Source organism: Azonexus fungiphilus, from assembly GCF_003634965.1.
GTDB classification, from domain to species: Bacteria; Pseudomonadota; Gammaproteobacteria; order Burkholderiales; family Rhodocyclaceae; genus Azonexus; species Azonexus fungiphilus.
This window is the reverse complement of the sequence record NZ_RBXP01000004.1, coordinates 22,829-38,129: the sequence shown is the minus strand read 5'-3', so window position 1 is coordinate 38,129 and position 15,301 is coordinate 22,829. Positions and strand designations below refer to the sequence as shown.

At 67.2% G+C, this 15,301-nt stretch carries 12 protein-coding genes; 11 read left to right on the top strand and 1 reads right to left on the bottom strand.

Going from position 1 to position 15,301, the window contains the following annotated elements; genetic code table 11:
- Positions 1-33 precede the first annotated feature (33 nt).
- From DFR40_RS02040 to DFR40_RS02015, 6 genes are all read left to right on the top strand, one after another.
- On the top strand, positions 34-591 hold the full coding sequence (locus DFR40_RS02040; protein ID WP_121456832.1) for a thioredoxin family protein: 558 nt from the start codon (positions 34-36) through the stop codon (positions 589-591).
- 57 nt (positions 592-648) lie between these two features.
- Entirely contained in the window at positions 649-3,132 is a 2,484-nt protein-coding gene (locus DFR40_RS02035) for an EAL domain-containing protein (protein ID WP_245985575.1), read from the top strand.
- Between the two features lie 35 nt (positions 3,133-3,167).
- On the top strand, positions 3,168-4,181 hold the full coding sequence (locus DFR40_RS02030) for a class 1 fructose-bisphosphatase (RefSeq protein WP_121456831.1): 1,014 nt from the start codon (positions 3,168-3,170) through the stop codon (positions 4,179-4,181).
- 130 nt (positions 4,182-4,311) lie between these two features.
- Entirely contained in the window at positions 4,312-6,315 is a 2,004-nt protein-coding gene (tkt, locus tag DFR40_RS02025) for a transketolase (protein WP_121456830.1), read from the top strand.
- A gap of 33 nt (positions 6,316-6,348) precedes the next feature.
- Positions 6,349-7,377 (top strand): type I glyceraldehyde-3-phosphate dehydrogenase, encoded by a 1,029-nt coding sequence (gene gap / locus DFR40_RS02020; protein WP_121456829.1) that lies wholly within the window; start codon positions 6,349-6,351, stop codon positions 7,375-7,377.
- 73 nt (positions 7,378-7,450) lie between these two features.
- Positions 7,451-8,557, top strand: a complete 1,107-nt coding sequence (locus tag DFR40_RS02015) for an FUSC family protein (RefSeq protein WP_121456828.1) — start codon at positions 7,451-7,453, stop codon at positions 8,555-8,557.
- Positions 8,558-8,618: 61 nt separating this feature from the next.
- Here the strand turns inward: DFR40_RS02015 and DFR40_RS02010 are convergent, their stop codons facing one another.
- On the bottom strand, positions 8,619-9,143 hold the full coding sequence (locus DFR40_RS02010; RefSeq protein WP_121456827.1) for a hypothetical protein: 525 nt from the start codon (positions 9,141-9,143) through the stop codon (positions 8,619-8,621).
- Positions 9,144-9,350: 207 nt separating this feature from the next.
- On the opposite strand from DFR40_RS02010, the gene DFR40_RS02005 reads away from it, so the two are divergent.
- From DFR40_RS02005 to fba, 5 genes are read left to right on the top strand one after another with little or no spacing between them, the layout of a single operon-like run.
- On the top strand, positions 9,351-10,403 hold the full coding sequence (locus tag DFR40_RS02005) for a type I glyceraldehyde-3-phosphate dehydrogenase (protein ID WP_121456878.1): 1,053 nt from the start codon (positions 9,351-9,353) through the stop codon (positions 10,401-10,403).
- A 16-nt stretch (positions 10,404-10,419) separates the two neighbouring features.
- Positions 10,420-11,604 carry a phosphoglycerate kinase gene (locus tag DFR40_RS02000; protein ID WP_121456826.1) on the top strand — a complete coding sequence of 395 codons (1,185 nt, stop codon included), beginning with the start codon at positions 10,420-10,422 and terminating at the stop codon, positions 11,602-11,604.
- Between the two features lie 5 nt (positions 11,605-11,609).
- Positions 11,610-12,707 carry a diguanylate cyclase gene (locus tag DFR40_RS01995; RefSeq protein ID WP_121456825.1) on the top strand — a complete coding sequence of 366 codons (1,098 nt, stop codon included), beginning with the start codon at positions 11,610-11,612 and terminating at the stop codon, positions 12,705-12,707.
- A gap of 18 nt (positions 12,708-12,725) precedes the next feature.
- Positions 12,726-14,165, top strand: coding sequence for a pyruvate kinase (gene pyk, locus DFR40_RS01990; protein ID WP_121456824.1), 1,440 nt, complete (start codon positions 12,726-12,728; stop codon positions 14,163-14,165).
- A 46-nt stretch (positions 14,166-14,211) separates the two neighbouring features.
- The gene (fba, locus tag DFR40_RS01985; RefSeq protein WP_121456823.1) at positions 14,212-15,276 is read left to right on the top strand and encodes a class II fructose-bisphosphate aldolase; all 1,065 of its coding nucleotides are present in this window, start codon (positions 14,212-14,214) and stop codon (positions 15,274-15,276) included.
- Positions 15,277-15,301: the final 25 nt, after the last annotated feature.

Here is a 15,301-nt window from a genome sequence, read left to right as displayed (position 1 = left end):
TATGCGGTGAAACACGTTGTCGAAGGGAGGATCATGGTCGCACTCAATCCGCCGGTCTGCGAATTCGGCCGGCCGGCCATCGATTTTTCGCTCCCCGGCACCGACAGCAGGATCTGGACGCTGGCCGACTGCCGCGGCCCGAACGGGCTGCTGGTGATGTTCATCTGCAACCACTGCCCCTACGTCCGCGCGATCATCGACCGCCTGCTCCGCGACTGCCGCGAGTTGCAGGGGCTCGGCATCGGTTGCGCGGCGATCATGAGCAACGATACCGAAGCCTATCCCGACGACGCCTTTCCCAACATGCAACGCTGGGCCAGGGAGCTCGACTTCCCCTTTCCCTACCTGCTCGATGCCGACCAGTCGGTCGCCCGTGCCTACGGCGCGGTGTGCACGCCCGACTTCTTCGGCTACAACGCCGGGCTCACCCTGCAATATCGCGGTCGACTCGACGCCTCGGGCAAAAACCCGGCACCGGCCGACGCCCCGCGCGAACTTTTCGCGGCCCTGCGAAAAATTGCCGAAACCGGGCGTGGACCGTCAGATCAGCACGCGTCGATCGGCTGCTCGATCAAGTGGCGCGAGACCTGAAACCTGACCATGCCATTCGGCTATCATTGACCCGACATCCGCCAATCCGCCACTGACGTGAACATCGACACGCCCAACTCCGCTCCCGACGATTCGCGGCGGCGCCTCGCCTACCTGCAGGCAGTGGTTTCCAGCCTGCCGCAGGGCATCAGCGTCTTTGACGAAGCGCTGCGCCTGCGCGTGTGGAACGACGAGTTCATCGAAATGCTCGATCTGCCACCCGGGCTGGTCGTCGATGGCGTCAGCTTCGCCGACCTGGTACGGATACCGGCGCAGCGTGGCGAATACGGGCCGGGTGATCCGGAACACCACGTCGAGCGCCTCAATGCGCTGGCAATGGCTTTCCAGCCGCACCGCTTCGAACGCACCCGGCCGGGCGGCCGCACCCACCTGGTCCATGGCGAACCGCTGCTGATCGACGGGGTGCTCGCCGGCTTCATCACTACCTATACCGACATCACCGAGCGCAAGACCGCTGAGGAGGAACTGCGCCACCAGCACGCCCTGCTGGAGACGGTGATCGAAGCAATTCCCTGCGCGGTGACGCTGTTCGACAGCAAGCTCAACCTGCTGCTGCACAACCGCGAGTTCCTCAAGCTGCTCGACCTGCCCGAGCAACTGTTCGCCAAGCCACCGACGACCATCGAGGCGATCTTCCGCTACAACGCCGAGCGCGGCGAATACGGCCCGGGCGATCCGGAATCGATCGTCCGGGCGCTGCTGGCCCGCGCCCGCCACCCGGTCGCCCACCATTTCGAACGCACCCGGCCGAACGGCCAGACCCTCGACGTCCGCGGCGTGCCGCTCGACGACGGCAGCATCGTCACCGTCTATACCGACGTCAGCGAGCGCCGCGCCAGCGCCGAACGCGAACAGCTGGCACAGGTGGTGTTCAACCACACGCCGGCCGGCATCGTCGTCAGCGACGAAAACCACCGGATCCTTTCGGTCAACCCGGCCGCGACCGGCATGACCGTGCGCAGTGCCGACGAGCTCTGCGGCGCCTCGGTGCTCGACCTGATCCAGGCCGACGACCTGTGGAAGCGCGAACAGCTGCACGCCAGCCTGGTCCTTCACGGCAGCTGGCGCGGCGAGATCGCGATGCGCCGCCACGATGGCCAGAGCTTCCCCGCCAGCCTGCGCGTCAACCGCGTCGAGGACAGCGGCAACAACCTGCCCCGCCACTACATCTGGATCTTCGCCGACATCACCGAGCGCAAGGAAGCCGAAGCGCGGATGCAGCACATCGCCCAGCACGACTCGCTGACCGGCCTGCCCAACCGGCTGGCGCTGCTGATGCGCCTCGGCCAGCTGCTGCCGGAAGCACGCCGGCACGAATGGAAGGTCGGGATCATGTTCATCGACCTCGACCGCTTCAAGATCATCAACGACACGCTCGGCCACCAGGTCGGCGACGAGATGCTGCGCGAGGTCGCCTGTCGGCTGTCCGGCGTCGTCCGCGAAACCGATTTCGTGGCCCGCCTCGGCGGTGACGAGTTCGTCGTCATCCTGCCCGGCATCGCCAACCCGGGCGACGCCGCGCTGGTCGCCAGCAAGATCGTCAACGCGCTGAGCACGCCGATCGAGGCCGAAGGCCACGAACTGCACACCAGCCCGTCGATCGGCATCAGCCTCTTCCCCGACGACGGCGCCGACGGCGACAGCATCCTGAAGAACGCCGACACCGCGATGTACCACGCCAAGTCGGCCGGCCGGAACAACTACCAGTTCTTCGCCGCCGACATGAACCAGATCGCCACCGAGCGCCTGGACATCGAACGCAAGCTGCGCCACGCGATCAGCCGCAACGAACTGGCCCTGGTGTACCAGCCGCAGTTCCGCGCCGACGGATCGCGGCCGACCGGCGTCGAAGCCCTGCTGCGCTGGCACCACCCGGTCGACGGCATGATCTCGCCCGACCGCTTCATCCCGGTCGCCGAGGAAACCGGGATGATCGTCGAGATCGGCGACTGGGTCATGCTCACCGCCTGCCGCGAGATGAAGCACTGGATCGACAGTGGCCTGCCGCCGCTGCGCGTTGCCGTCAACGTCTCGGCCCGCCAGTTGCGCCGCCGTGATTTCTGCGAAACGGTCGCCGGCGCGCTCGCCGAATCCGGCCTGCCGGCCGAGTTGCTCGAACTCGAAATCACCGAAAGCTCGGTGATGGAAAACCCGCAGGAAGCCATCCACATCCTGCAGCGCCTCGGCCGCATGGGCATCAGCCTGGCGATCGACGACTTCGGCACCGGCTATTCGTCGCTCGCCTACCTCAAGCTGTTCCCGATCGACCACCTGAAGATCGACCGCTCCTTCGTCCGCGACATCGAGCACGACCTCAACGACCGGGCGATCGCCTTCGGCACCATCGCACTCGCCCATTCGCTCGGCCTCAACGTCATCGCCGAAGGCGTCGAGACCGAGGACCAGCTCGAGCTGCTGCGCAGCAACGGCTGCGACGAGGTCCAGGGCTACCTGTTCAGCAAACCGCTGAACAACGCCGGCGCCTTCGCCTTCCTGCACGCCGCCGAGCGGGCGGAGTAAAATCCCTTTTTTCCATTTTCCCGTCCGGAGTTTCCATGGCACAGCGCACGCTGGCTCGCTATCTGACCGAAGAGCACCGCAACAAGGGCCGCATCCCGTCCAACCTCAAGTTCCTGATCGAAGTCGTGTCGCGCGCCTGCCAGGCGATCTCGATCGCCATCGGCAAGGGCGGCCTCGGCGGCGTCCTCGGCGAAGCCGGCAGCGACAACGTCCAGGGCGAGGCGCAGAAGAAGCTCGACGTCCTCTCCAACGAAATCCTGCTTGAAGCCAACGAATGGGGCGGCCACCTGGCAGCCATGGCCTCCGAGGAAATGGACCTGCCCCACCTGGTCCCGCACCGCTTCCCCAAGGGCGAGTACCTGCTCACCTTCGACCCGCTCGACGGCTCGTCGAACATCGACGTCAACGTTTCGATCGGGACCATCTTCTCGGTGCTGAAATGCCCGGACGGCGCCGACCTGAGCACCCCCGAAGCGGCCGAAGCCGCCTTCCTGCAACCGGGCACCGCCCAGGTCGCAGCCGGCTACGCGGTGTATGGCCCGACGACCCTGCTCGTCCTCACCGTCGGCGACGGCGTCGCAGTGTTCACGCTCGACCGCGAACAGGGCCAGTTCGTGCTGACCCAGGAAAACGTGCAGATCCCGGTCGAAACCAGGGAATTCGCAATCAACATGTCGAACCAGCGTTTCTGGGAAGCGCCGGTCAAGCGTTATGTCGACGAGATGGTCGCCGGCCGGACCGGCCCCCTAGGCAAGGACTACAACATGCGCTGGGTGGCCTCGATGGTTGCCGACGTGCACCGGATCATGACCCGGGGCGGCATCTTCATGTACCCGATGGACGAAAAGGTCCGCGACAAGGGCGGCAAGCTGCGCCTGATGTACGAAGCCAACCCGATGGCACTGCTCGTCGAGCAGGCCGGCGGCGCCGCCACCACCGGTCGCCAGCGCATCCTCGAGATCGTCCCCGACAGCCTGCACCAGCGCGTCCCGGTGATCCTCGGCTCGAAACAGGAAGTCGAGCGCGTCAGCGCCTACCACGCAGCCTGAGCGCCCGCGCAGACGTCCGCCCCGCCTGGTGCGGACGTCTTCCGGACTCGCCCGGCGGCGGCACAAGCCTATCCAAAACAGTGCTTTTCGCCGATAATTCCAGCTTTTCAGCAGGCTGGATTTCCGGATCATGAGCGTCAGCATCCCTCCCAAATTCAATCCCCTGACCGGCGCCATCCGCGCCTTGGCCATGGATGCCGTGCAACAGGCCAACTCCGGTCACCCGGGTGCCCCGATGGGCATGGCCGAAATCGCCGAGGTGCTGTGGCGTCGCCACCTGCGCCACAATCCGGCGAATCCGGCGTGGCCCGACCGCGACCGCTTCGTGCTCTCGAACGGCCATGGCTCGATGCTGATCTACGCGCTGCTGCACCTGACCGGCTACGACGTCAGCATCGACGACCTGAAGAACTTCCGCCAGCTGCACGCCAGGACGCCGGGCCATCCGGAGTACGGCTACACGCCGGGCGTCGAGACGACCACCGGGCCGCTCGGCCAGGGCATCACCAACGCCGTCGGCTTCGCGCTGGCCGAGAAGGTGCTCGCCGCCGAGTTCAACCGCCCCGGCCACGACATCGTCAATCACCACACCTACACCTTCCTCGGCGACGGCTGCCTGATGGAAGGCGTCTCGCACGAAGCCTGCTCGCTCGCCGGCACGCTCGGCCTGGGCAAGCTGATCGCCTTCTGGGACGATAACGGCATCTCGATCGACGGCCACGTCGAAGGCTGGTTCACCGACGACACGCCGAAGCGCTTCGAAGCCTACGGCTGGCACGTCGTGCCCAATGTCGACGGGCATGACCCGGAAGCCATCGAGCGCGCCCTGCTCGCCGCCAAGGCGGTGACCGACAAGCCCAGCCTGATCTGCTGCCGCACCGTGATCGGCGCCGGCTCGCCGAACAAGCAGGGCAGCCACGACTGCCACGGCGCGCCGCTGGGCAAGGATGAAATCGCCGCCGCCCGCGCCTACATCGGCTGGAATCATCCGGCCTTCGAAATCCCGGGCGAGGTCTACGCCGCCTGGAACGGCAAGGTCCGCGGCGCCGCCTTCGAGGAAAACTGGCAACGCCGTTTCGCCAAGTACCAGGCCGAATTCCCCGAACTGGCCGCCGAATTCGAGCGCCGCGTGATCAAGGGCGAATTGCCGGCCACCTGGGCAGCGACCAAGGCCGCCTACCTGCAGGCCTGCCGCGACAAGGCCGAGAACATCGCCACCCGCAAGGCCTCGCAGAACGCCATCGCCGCGCTGGTTCCGGCGATTCCGGAAATCTTCGGCGGCTCGGCCGACCTGGCCGGCTCCAACCTGACCTTCGTCAAGGGCAGCAAGGGCGTCACCCGCACCGAAGGCGGCAACTACTGCTACTACGGCGTGCGCGAATTCGGCATGACCGCGATCGCCAACGGCATCGCGCTGCACGGCGGCCTGATTCCCTACACCGCCACCTTCCTCGTCTTCTCCGACTACGCGCGCAACGGCATCCGCATGGCGGCGCTGATGAAGCAGCGCCAGATCATGGTCTACACCCATGACTCCATCGGCCTCGGCGAAGACGGCCCGACGCACCAGCCGGTCGAGCACATCCCGTCGATGCGCATCATCCCGAACCTCGATGTGTGGCGTCCGGCCGACGCGACGGAAACCGCAATTGCCTGGATTTCCGCGGTCGACCGTAAAACCGGGCCGAGCCTGCTCGCCCTGTCGCGGCAGAACCTGCCGACCGTGACGCAGAATGCCGCCGACGCCGACATCGCCAAGGGCGGCTACGTGCTGGCCGAGAACGCCGACGCCCAGGTGACGCTGATCGCCACCGGCTCCGAAGTCAAGCTGGCGCTCGACGCCCAGGCCGCACTGGCCAACGAAGGCATCGCCGCACGCGTCGTCTCGATGCCCTGCACCAACGTCTTCGACCGCCAGAGCGACGAGTACAAGGCTTCGGTCCTCGGCAGCTGCAAGAAGCGCATCGCCATCGAAGCGGCGCACCCGGATTTCTGGCGCAAGTACGTCGGCCTGCATGGCGCGGTGATCGGTATCGACCGCTTCGGCGAATCGGCACCGGCCGGCCAGCTGTTCGACCTGTTCGGCTTCACCGTCGGCAACGTCGTCGCGACGGCGAAAGCACTGCTGTCCTGATCACGAATACCAACGCAAAGAGGAAAAACATCCATGGCTATCAAGGTTGCAATCAACGGTTTCGGTCGCATCGGTCGCTGCACGCTGCGCGCGATCTACGAGCAGGGCCTGCAGAACGAGTTCGACGTCGTCGCCATCAACGCCTCCGGCGACCTGGCGACCAACGCCCACCTGCTGAAGTACGACACGACGCACGGCCGCTTCGGCACCTCCGTCGAAACCGAAGGTGAGAACTGCATCATCATCGACGGCAAGAAGATCGCCTTCTACTCGACCAAGAACCCCAAGGACATCAACTGGGCCGACCACGGCGTCGACGTCCTGCTCGAATGCACCGGCGCCTACACCTCCAAGGCCAAGGCCCAGGCGCTGCTCGAACAGGGCGCCAAGCGCGTGCTGATCTCAGCCCCGGGCGGCGACGACGTCGACGGCACCATCGTCATGGGCGTCAACGAAGGCATCCTGACCCAGGCCATGAGCGTCGTCTCCAACGCCTCGTGCACCACCAACTGCCTGGCCCCGGTGGCCAAGGTGCTGTCCGACGCCATCGGCATCAAGTCCGGCCTGATGACCACGGTGCACGCCTACACCAACGACCAGGTCACCGTCGACGTCCGCCACAAGGACCTGCGCCGCGCCCGCGCCGCTGCCGCCAACATCATCCCGACCAAGACCGGCGCGGCCAAGGCCGTCGGCTTGGTGCTGCCGCAACTGGTCGGCAAGTTCGACGGCTTCGCGCTGCGCGTGCCGACGATCAACGTCTCCCTCGTTGACCTGACCTTCACCGCCGAGCGCGCCACCACCAAGGAAGAGATCAACGAACTGATGACCAAGGCGGCCAACGGCCCGCTCAAGGGCATCATGGCGGTGAATACCGAGCCGCTGGTGTCGTCCGACTTCAACCACACCACCGTCTCCTCGACCTTCGACGCGACGCAGACGCGCGTCCTCAAGGCCGAAGACGGCTCGACGCTGGTCAAGGTGCTGGCCTGGTACGACAACGAGTGGGGCTACTCCTGCCGCATGCTCGACGCCGCCCGCGCCTGGATGGCTGCCAAGTAAACCGGTCCCCGGACCGACATGACAAAACCGCCGGCCTGCCCGGCGGTTTTACGTTAACGCAGACGGATCGAGCATGCACAACCGACAACGCTGGCAGCGGATTGGTCACCGGGTCCAGGCCGAACTCCGCGACCTCGGCGCCATCGCGCCGAGCGACCGGCGTTGGCCGATGCCTTTATGTGCGGCACTGGCCAGCGGCCTGCCACTGTTCATCGGCGCCTGGTTCGGGCGCATGGATTACGGGCTGACGGCCTCGCTCGGCGGCCTGGTCTTCCTGTATGCGCCGGACAGCGCGCTGGCGCACCGGATGCTGCAACTGATGGCCTGCAGTTTCGGCCTCAGCGCCTGCTACGCCTTCGGCCTGGCGGCGCACTTCCTGCCTGTCCTGCTGGTGCCGTTGCTCGGCGGGCTGACCGTCCTGGTGACGATGATCTGCCGCTTCTACCGGATCGGTCCTCCGGGCAGCCTGTTTTTCGTGATGGCCGCGGCGATCGGCGCCTACGCCCCGATCGACCTGCTGCAAGTGCCGCTGTTCGTCGGCCTGATCACGCTCGGCAGCCTGCTCGGCTGCCTGATCGCCTTCGCCCACGCCATCCACAGCCTGCGCCGGCAAGCAGCACCGGCGAACCCGACACCGGTGCCGGCGGACTTCGCCTGCATCCTCGTCGACAGCGTCCTGATCGGGCTGTTCGTCGCGCTTGCGCTCGCTGCCGCCCAGCTGCTCGCACTCGAACGCCCTTACTGGGTGCCGGTCAGCTGCCTGGCGGTGATCCAGGGAATGAGCCTGCGCGCCGTCTGGCGCAAACAGGTGCACCGGATTCTCGGCACCGCCGTCGGGCTGTTGCTGACCTGGACGCTGCTGATGCTGCCGCTCGATCCGTGGCGCATTTCCTTGCTGCTGATGCTGCTGGCCTTCACCATCGAGATCCTGGTCGTGCGCCACTACGGGCTGGCGGTGATCTTCATCACGCCGCTGACCATCTTCCTTGCCGAAGCGGCGCAGCTCGGCCAGATCGACAGCGGCCCGCTGCTGCAGGCGCGCTTTCTCGACACCACGCTCGGCGCCGTCATCGGTCTCCTCGGCGGTATCTGCCTGCACAGCCCGCGCCTGCGCGCGGCGCTCGACAAGGCCTTGCACCAGCTGCGCCGGCAACCGGCCGCGGCGCCCGATCGCGGCTGAACCGGCAAGCGCCGGCATTTTTGCCCGGATTTCACGGTCGACCGCAAGATCCGGGGCTTTTTCAGGCCTGGCGGCCGACCATCGCCATGCTGTTGGTCATGATCTCGGCCAGGCGGTCGGCGGTGAATTCGACCGCCGGCGCGGCGATCGCCTCGCTGCCGGCCTGCAGGGTGGTCTCACCCGTCGCCGCCCGTTCGCCGTCGTCCTTGCGCTCGAGCAGCCGCTCGCGCACCTTCTGGGCAATCATCGACTCGGCCGCCAGGCGGTCGGTCGGCGTCATCGCCGCGAGATCCTCCTCGGTGATGCCCATTTCCTTCATCACCGCCTCGCGCAGATGAACCTCCAGCGGTTTCTCCAGGAAATCGACCAGCTCCTGGCGCAGCGCCGCGCGTGCCTCGCGCGCCGCGGCGATGCGCTCGGCCTCGGTTGGCGGCTGCTTCTCCTGGCTGCTGGCGGTGCTCTCCTCGGCCGCCTGCCGGGCCGCGCGGGCCTGCGCCATCGCCGCCGCGAAATCGCCGGCCTGCGCCGCGCCGCCGCTGCCGACCGCGCCCGCCGGGGTGACCATGTAATCGTTGGCGATCTTCATCCTGTCCTCGCAGAAAAATTTCGACGACGCCATCATGCAAGGAGCGTACCCGCGCCCAGCCGGCCGATTTCCGGCCTTGTGGCGGCGGATGGCGGCAGCAATCGGCAGGAATTGCCGGCGACCATGCCGTCGGCAACGCCGCCAGCCCTCGGTTTTCGGGCGGCAACGCGGTAAAATCCCGACATTCTCCTTCTCCGGTTGGACTGCGTGCCCGGCTCCCGTTCGCCCCTTCGTCTCGCCATCAACGGCTATGGCCGCATCGGTCGCTGCTTTTTGCGCGCTTTGCAGGCGTCGACCGTCAGCGACCGCCTCGCCGTCGTCGCCATCAACGAACCGGCCGACCTGGCGAGCATGGCCTACCTGACCGAGTACGACTCGACCCACGGCCGCTTTCCCGGCAGCGTTTCAACCGCCCCCGGCCGACTTTGCGTCGGCGGCCGCGAGATCGCCGTCAGCCACGCCGAGACGCCGGAAGCCGTGGACTGGGCCAGCCTCGGCATCGACCTGCTCGTCGAATGTTCGGGCGTCTACGGTCGACGCGCCGAACTCGAGCGTTTTCTCGCCGCCGGCTGTCCCCGGCTGCTCCTCTCGCACCCCGGCCACTCGGCCGACGACGTCGATGCGACCATCGTCAACGGCGTCAACCTCGACGCGCTGAACGGCGGCGAGCGCCTGGTCTCGGCCGGCTCGTGCACGACCAACGCGGTGGTGCCGGTGCTCGACCTGCTCGACCGCGCCTGCGGCCTCGAGCAGGTGCTGCTGACGACGCTGCACTCGGTGATGAACGACCAGCCGCTGATCGACGGCTACCACCACGCCGACCTGCGCCGCACGCGCTCGGCGATGCAGTCGATCATCCCGGTGTCGACCGGCCTTTCGCGCGGCGTCGAACGCCTGCTGCCGGGGCTGGCCGGGCGCGTCAGCGCCAAGGCGATCCGCGTGCCGACGCTGAACGTCTCGGCCATCGACCTGACCCTGACCACCCGCCGGCCGCTCGACGCGGCCGCCGCCAACCGCCTCCTGCGCGACGCTGCCGCCGGCCCGCTGGCGCGGCTGCTGGCCTATTCCGAAGCGGCACACGCCTCGATCGATTTCAACCACGACCCGCACTCGGCGATCGTCGACGGCAGCCAGACGCGCGCCGCCGGCGGCCACCTGCTCAACCTCTTCGTCTGGTTCGACAACGAGTGGGGCTTCGCCAACCGGCTGATCGACGTTGCCGGCCACTGGGCGAGCCGCTGGACCGATTACCGACAATAAACCCTTGGAGAAGACCATGAACGTCATCAAGCTGACCGACCTCGATGTATCCGGCAAACGCGTTTTCATCCGCGCCGACCTCAACGTACCGCAGGACGAAGCCGGCAACATCACCGAAGACACCCGCATCCGCGCCTCGCTACCGTCGATCCGCTACTGCCTGGAGAAGGGCGCGGCAGTGATGGTCACCTCGCACCTCGGCCGGCCGACCGAAGGCGAGCTCAATCCCGACGACAGCCTGATGCCGGTCGCCGTGCGCCTCGGCCAGATGCTGCACCAGCCGGTGCGCCTGATCGCCGACTGGGTCGACGGCGGCTTCGAGGTCAAGCCGGGCGAGGTCGTCCTGCTCGAGAACTGCCGCGTCAACAAGGGCGAGAAGAAGAACAACGACGAGCTCGCCCAGAAGATGGCCAAGCTCTGCGACATCTACGTCAATGACGCCTTCGGTACCGCCCACCGCGCCGAAGCGACCACCCACGGCATGGCCAAGTACGCACCGGTGGCCTGCGCCGGCGTGCTCATGGGCGCCGAGATCGACGCCCTGGGCAAGGCCCTGCACGCGCCGAAGCGGCCGCTGGTGGCGATCGTCGGCGGTTCCAAGGTGTCGTCCAAGCTGACCATCCTCAAGTCGCTGGCCGACAAGGTCGACCAGCTGATCGTCGGTGGCGGCATCGCCAACACCTTCCTGCTCGCTTCCGGCAAGCGCATCGGCGAATCGCTGGCCGAGCCCGACCTGGTCAAGGAAGCGCACGCGATCATGGACATGATGAAGGAACGCGGCGCCGAAGTGCCACTGCCGACCGACGTCGTCGTCGCCGACGAAGTCTCGGCCCTGGCCCGCGCCAACAAGATCTCGATCGACGATGTCGGCGCCCACGACCGCATCCTCGACGTCGGCCCGAAGACCGCCGTCAAGCTCGCCGAGATCGTCGCCAACGCCGGCACCATCGTCTGGAACGGCCCGGTCGGCGTCTTCGAACTGCCGCAGTTCGCCGGCGGCACCAAGATGCTGGCCTCGGCGATCGCCCACTCGGAAGCCTTCTCGATCGCCGGCGGCGGCGACACCCTGGCCGCCATCGCCAAGTTCCACATCGCCGACGATGTCGGCTACATCTCGACCGGCGGCGGTGCCTTCCTCGAATTCCTCGAGGGCAAGACGCTGCCGGCCATCGCCGTGCTCGAAGAGCGCGCCGCGAGCTGAGCCCGATGACCGAGAAGCGGCGCATCCTGATCGCCGATCCGTCGCGCGTCGCGAGGACGGCGCTGGTCAAGCACCTGCGCGACGATTTCGAGATCCGCGAGGAAAGCGACGGCGAATCGGCCTGGCAGACGCTGGTCCTCGACGCCTCGATCGTCGCCGTCGTCTCGGCCATCAACCTGGAGCGGGCGAGCGGCTACGAGCTGCTCTCCCGGCTGCGCGACAACCGCCTGCGCCGGCTCGCCGACATTCCCTTCTTCCTCCTCATCTCGCGCGACGAAACCGCCCCCAACCGTGAACAGGCCAAGGGCCGCGGCGTCAGCGACTTCATCGTGCGCGGCATGGCCGGCAACGAGATCCGCCAGCGCATCGGCCGCCTGGTCAACTGGGACATCGCCGCCGAGATCGCCGAACCGGTCGAGGGCGGCAGCCCGCCGCCGGCGCCGTTCGCGACACGGACCAAGGTCTGCCGCAAGCTCTGCGACGGGATGGCCGAGGACGAGGCGACGCCGGCCTGCGTGCTGGCCTTCGGCCTGGAGAACGAAAAGGCCATCGGCGAGCGCTTCGGCGAAAGCAGCATGCTCGAGATCGGCGAGCGCATCGCCCGCGTCGTCCGCGGCAAGATCGGCCGCCACGACAGCATCGGCCACGCCGGCGCCTCGGCCTACGTGATCGTCTCGCCGGGCACCAGCCTGGCCACCGCCACCGCCTTCGCCCAGCGCGTCTGCCGGGCGCTCGGCGAGCAATCGATCCAGATCGGCGAGCAGCGCATGCAGCTCGGCGTCAGCGCCGGTATCGCCAGCCTGCCCGCCGACCGCGGCCGCAGCGCCGCCCAGCTGATCAACCTGGCGCTGCAGCGCCTCGAGCTGGCCCGGCAGACGCCCGGCGGCCAGGTCGTTGCCTGCGACCCGCCGGCCGACGACCCCTTCGCCCGCCTGCAGGCCCAGCTGCGCCAGGCCAGCGAAGCCGGCCAACTGGGCCAGGCCGGCCTGCAGGTGCTGCCGCTGCTGCGCCTGTTCGAACAGCAGTTCCGCTTCGGCCTGCCGCTGACGCAGATGGAAGAACGTTTTCGCAAACACGCCGGCGAGCCTGCCGACCCGGCCTAAAACCACGAGACAAAGACCATGACCCGCCATACCAAGATCGTCGCCACCCTCGGCCCCGCGTCGTCGACGCCGGAAGTCCTCGAACGCATGGTCCAGGCCGGCGTCGACGTCGTCCGCATGAACTTCTCGCACGGCAGCGCCGCCGACCACAAGGCGCGTGCCGAAGGCATCCGCGCCGCCGCCGCCAGGCACGGCCGGGTCGTCGGCATCCTCGGCGACCTGCAGGGACCGAAGATCCGCGTCGGCAAGTTCGAGAACAACAAGATCGCGCTCGCCCAGGGCGATACCTTCATCCTCGACGCCGCCTGCAAGCTCGGCAACCAGGAGCGGGTCGGCCTCGACTACAAGGACCTGCCCAGGGACGTCCGCCCCGGCGACATCCTGCTGCTCGACGACGGCCGCCTGAAGTTGACGGTCGACGCCGTCCGCGGCACGGAAATCCACACCCGCGTGCTGGTCGGCGGCGAGCTGTCGAACAACAAGGGGATCAACCGCCAGGGCGGCGGCCTGACCGCGCCGGCGCTGACCGCCAAGGACATGGACGACATCAAGACCGCCGCCGAGATCGGCGTCGATTTCGTCGCCGTCTCCTTCCCCAAGAGCGCCGCCGACATGTACATGGCGCGCCAGCTGCTGCGCGCTGCCGGCAGCGAGGCGGTGCTGATCGCCAAGATCGAACGCGTCGAAGCGGTCACCAACATGGCCGAGATCCTCGACGCCTCCGACGGCGTCATGGTCGCCCGCGGCGACCTCGCGGTCGAGGTCGGCGACGCCGCCGTGCCGGCGCTGCAGAAGAAGATGATCCGCATGGCGCGCGACAAGAACAAGCTGACCATCACCGCGACGCAGATGATGGAATCGATGATCCACTCGCCGGTACCGACCCGCGCCGAAGTCTCCGACGTGGCCAACGCCGTGCTCGACGGCACCGACGCGGTGATGCTCTCGGCCGAAACCGCCGCCGGCAAGTACCCGGTCGAGACCGTCGAGTCGATGGCCCGCATCTGCGTCGAGGCCGAACGCTCGAGCGAGGTCACCCTCGACCGCGAATTCCTCGACCGCGTATTCACCCGCATCGACCAGTCGATCGCCATGGCCGCGATCTGGACCGCGCACCACCTCAAGGTCAAGGCCATCGCCTCGCTCACCCAGTCCGGCTCGACCGCGCTGTGGATGAGCCGGCTCAACTGCGGCGTGCCGATCTACGCGCTGACGCCGGATGCCGGTGCGCTGTCGCGCATGGCCCTGTTCCGCGAAGTCCGGCCGCTGCTGATGCAGCAGCAGCACACCGAGCGCGAGCAACTGCTGGCCGAGGCCGAAAGCCTGCTCATCGAACGCGGCGTGGTCGAACTCGGCGACCTGATCGTGCTCACCATCGGCGAGCCGATCGGCAGCATCGGCGGTACCAATACCCTGAAGATCGTCCGCGTCGGCGATCACCTGAGCACCCAACCGTAATAAAATACCGGGCTGACCCCGAAACTTACCGAACACAGGAGTTCCCATGCCGCTCGTTTCCCTGCGCCAACTGCTCGACCATGCCGCCGAGCACGACTACGGCCTGCCCGCCTTCAACGTCAACAACATGGAACAGGTCTGGGCGATCATGGAAGCGGCCAGCCAGCTCGACGCCCCGGTGATCATGCAGGCCTCGGCCGGCGCCCGCAAATACGCCGGCGAACCCTTCCTCCGCCACCAGATCCTGGCCGCCCTCGAAGCCTACCCGCACATCCCGGTGGTGATGCACCAGGATCACGGCCAGAGCCCGGCGGTGTGCATGGCCGCGATCAAGTCCGGCTTCTCGTCGGTGATGATGGACGGCTCGCTGGAAGCCGACGGCAAGACCGTCGCCAGCTATGAATACAACGTCGAAGTCACCCGCAAGGTGACCGAACTGGCGCACAGCATCGGCGTCTCGGTCGAAGGCGAACTGGGCGTGCTCGGCTCGCTCGAAACGATGAAGGGCGACAAGGAAGACGGCCACGGTGCCGACGGCGTGATGACCCGCGAACAGCTGCTGACCGACGTCGAGCAGGCCGCCGACTTCGTCCGCCAGACCAACTGCGACGCACTCGCCATCGCCATCGGCACCAGCCACGGCGCCTACAAGTTCACCAAGAAGCCGACCGGCGACATCCTCGCCATCGACCGCATCGCCGAGATCCACGCTCGCATCCCGAACACCCACCTGGTCATGCACGGCTCCTCCAGCGTGCCGCAGGAACTGCTCGAGGAAATCCGCCAGTTCGGCGGCGACATGAAGGAAACCTATGGCGTGCCGGTCGAGGAGATCGTCAAGGGCATCAAGCACGGCGTGCGCAAGGTCAACATCGACACCGACATCCGCCTGGCGATGACCGGCGCGGTCCGTCGCTACCTGTTCGAGAACCCGTCCAAGTTCGACCCGCGCGACTACCTCAAGCCGGCCCGCGAAGCCGCCAAGAAGATCTGCCTCGCCCGCTTCGAAGCCTTCGGCTGCGCCGGCCAGGCGAGCAAGATCAAGCCGCTGTCGCTGGACCGGATGGCCGAGCGTTACGCCAGGGGCGAATTGAACCAGATCGTCAAATAAACGGTTTTTCGGCTTTTTTCACGGT

What these genes read in the sequence shown, in the direction of transcription:
- DFR40_RS02000 (WP_121456826.1), top strand. Translation starts at nt 10,420, where the DNA reads ATGAACGTCATCAAGCTGACCGACCTCGATGTATCCGGCAAACGCGTT.
- DFR40_RS02010 (WP_121456827.1), bottom strand. Translation starts at nt 9,143, where the DNA reads ATGAAGATCGCCAACGATTACATGGTCACCCCGGCGGGCGCGGTCGGC.
- DFR40_RS02030 (WP_121456831.1), top strand. Translation starts at nt 3,168, where the DNA reads ATGGCACAGCGCACGCTGGCTCGCTATCTGACCGAAGAGCACCGCAAC.
- DFR40_RS02015 (WP_121456828.1), top strand. Translation starts at nt 7,451, where the DNA reads ATGCACAACCGACAACGCTGGCAGCGGATTGGTCACCGGGTCCAGGCC.
- pyk (WP_121456824.1), top strand. Translation starts at nt 12,726, where the DNA reads ATGACCCGCCATACCAAGATCGTCGCCACCCTCGGCCCCGCGTCGTCG.
- DFR40_RS01995 (WP_121456825.1), top strand. Translation starts at nt 11,610, where the DNA reads ATGACCGAGAAGCGGCGCATCCTGATCGCCGATCCGTCGCGCGTCGCG.
- tkt (WP_121456830.1), top strand. Translation starts at nt 4,312, where the DNA reads ATGAGCGTCAGCATCCCTCCCAAATTCAATCCCCTGACCGGCGCCATC.
- DFR40_RS02040 (WP_121456832.1), top strand. Translation starts at nt 34, where the DNA reads ATGGTCGCACTCAATCCGCCGGTCTGCGAATTCGGCCGGCCGGCCATC.
- gap (WP_121456829.1), top strand. Translation starts at nt 6,349, where the DNA reads ATGGCTATCAAGGTTGCAATCAACGGTTTCGGTCGCATCGGTCGCTGC.
- fba (WP_121456823.1), top strand. Translation starts at nt 14,212, where the DNA reads ATGCCGCTCGTTTCCCTGCGCCAACTGCTCGACCATGCCGCCGAGCAC.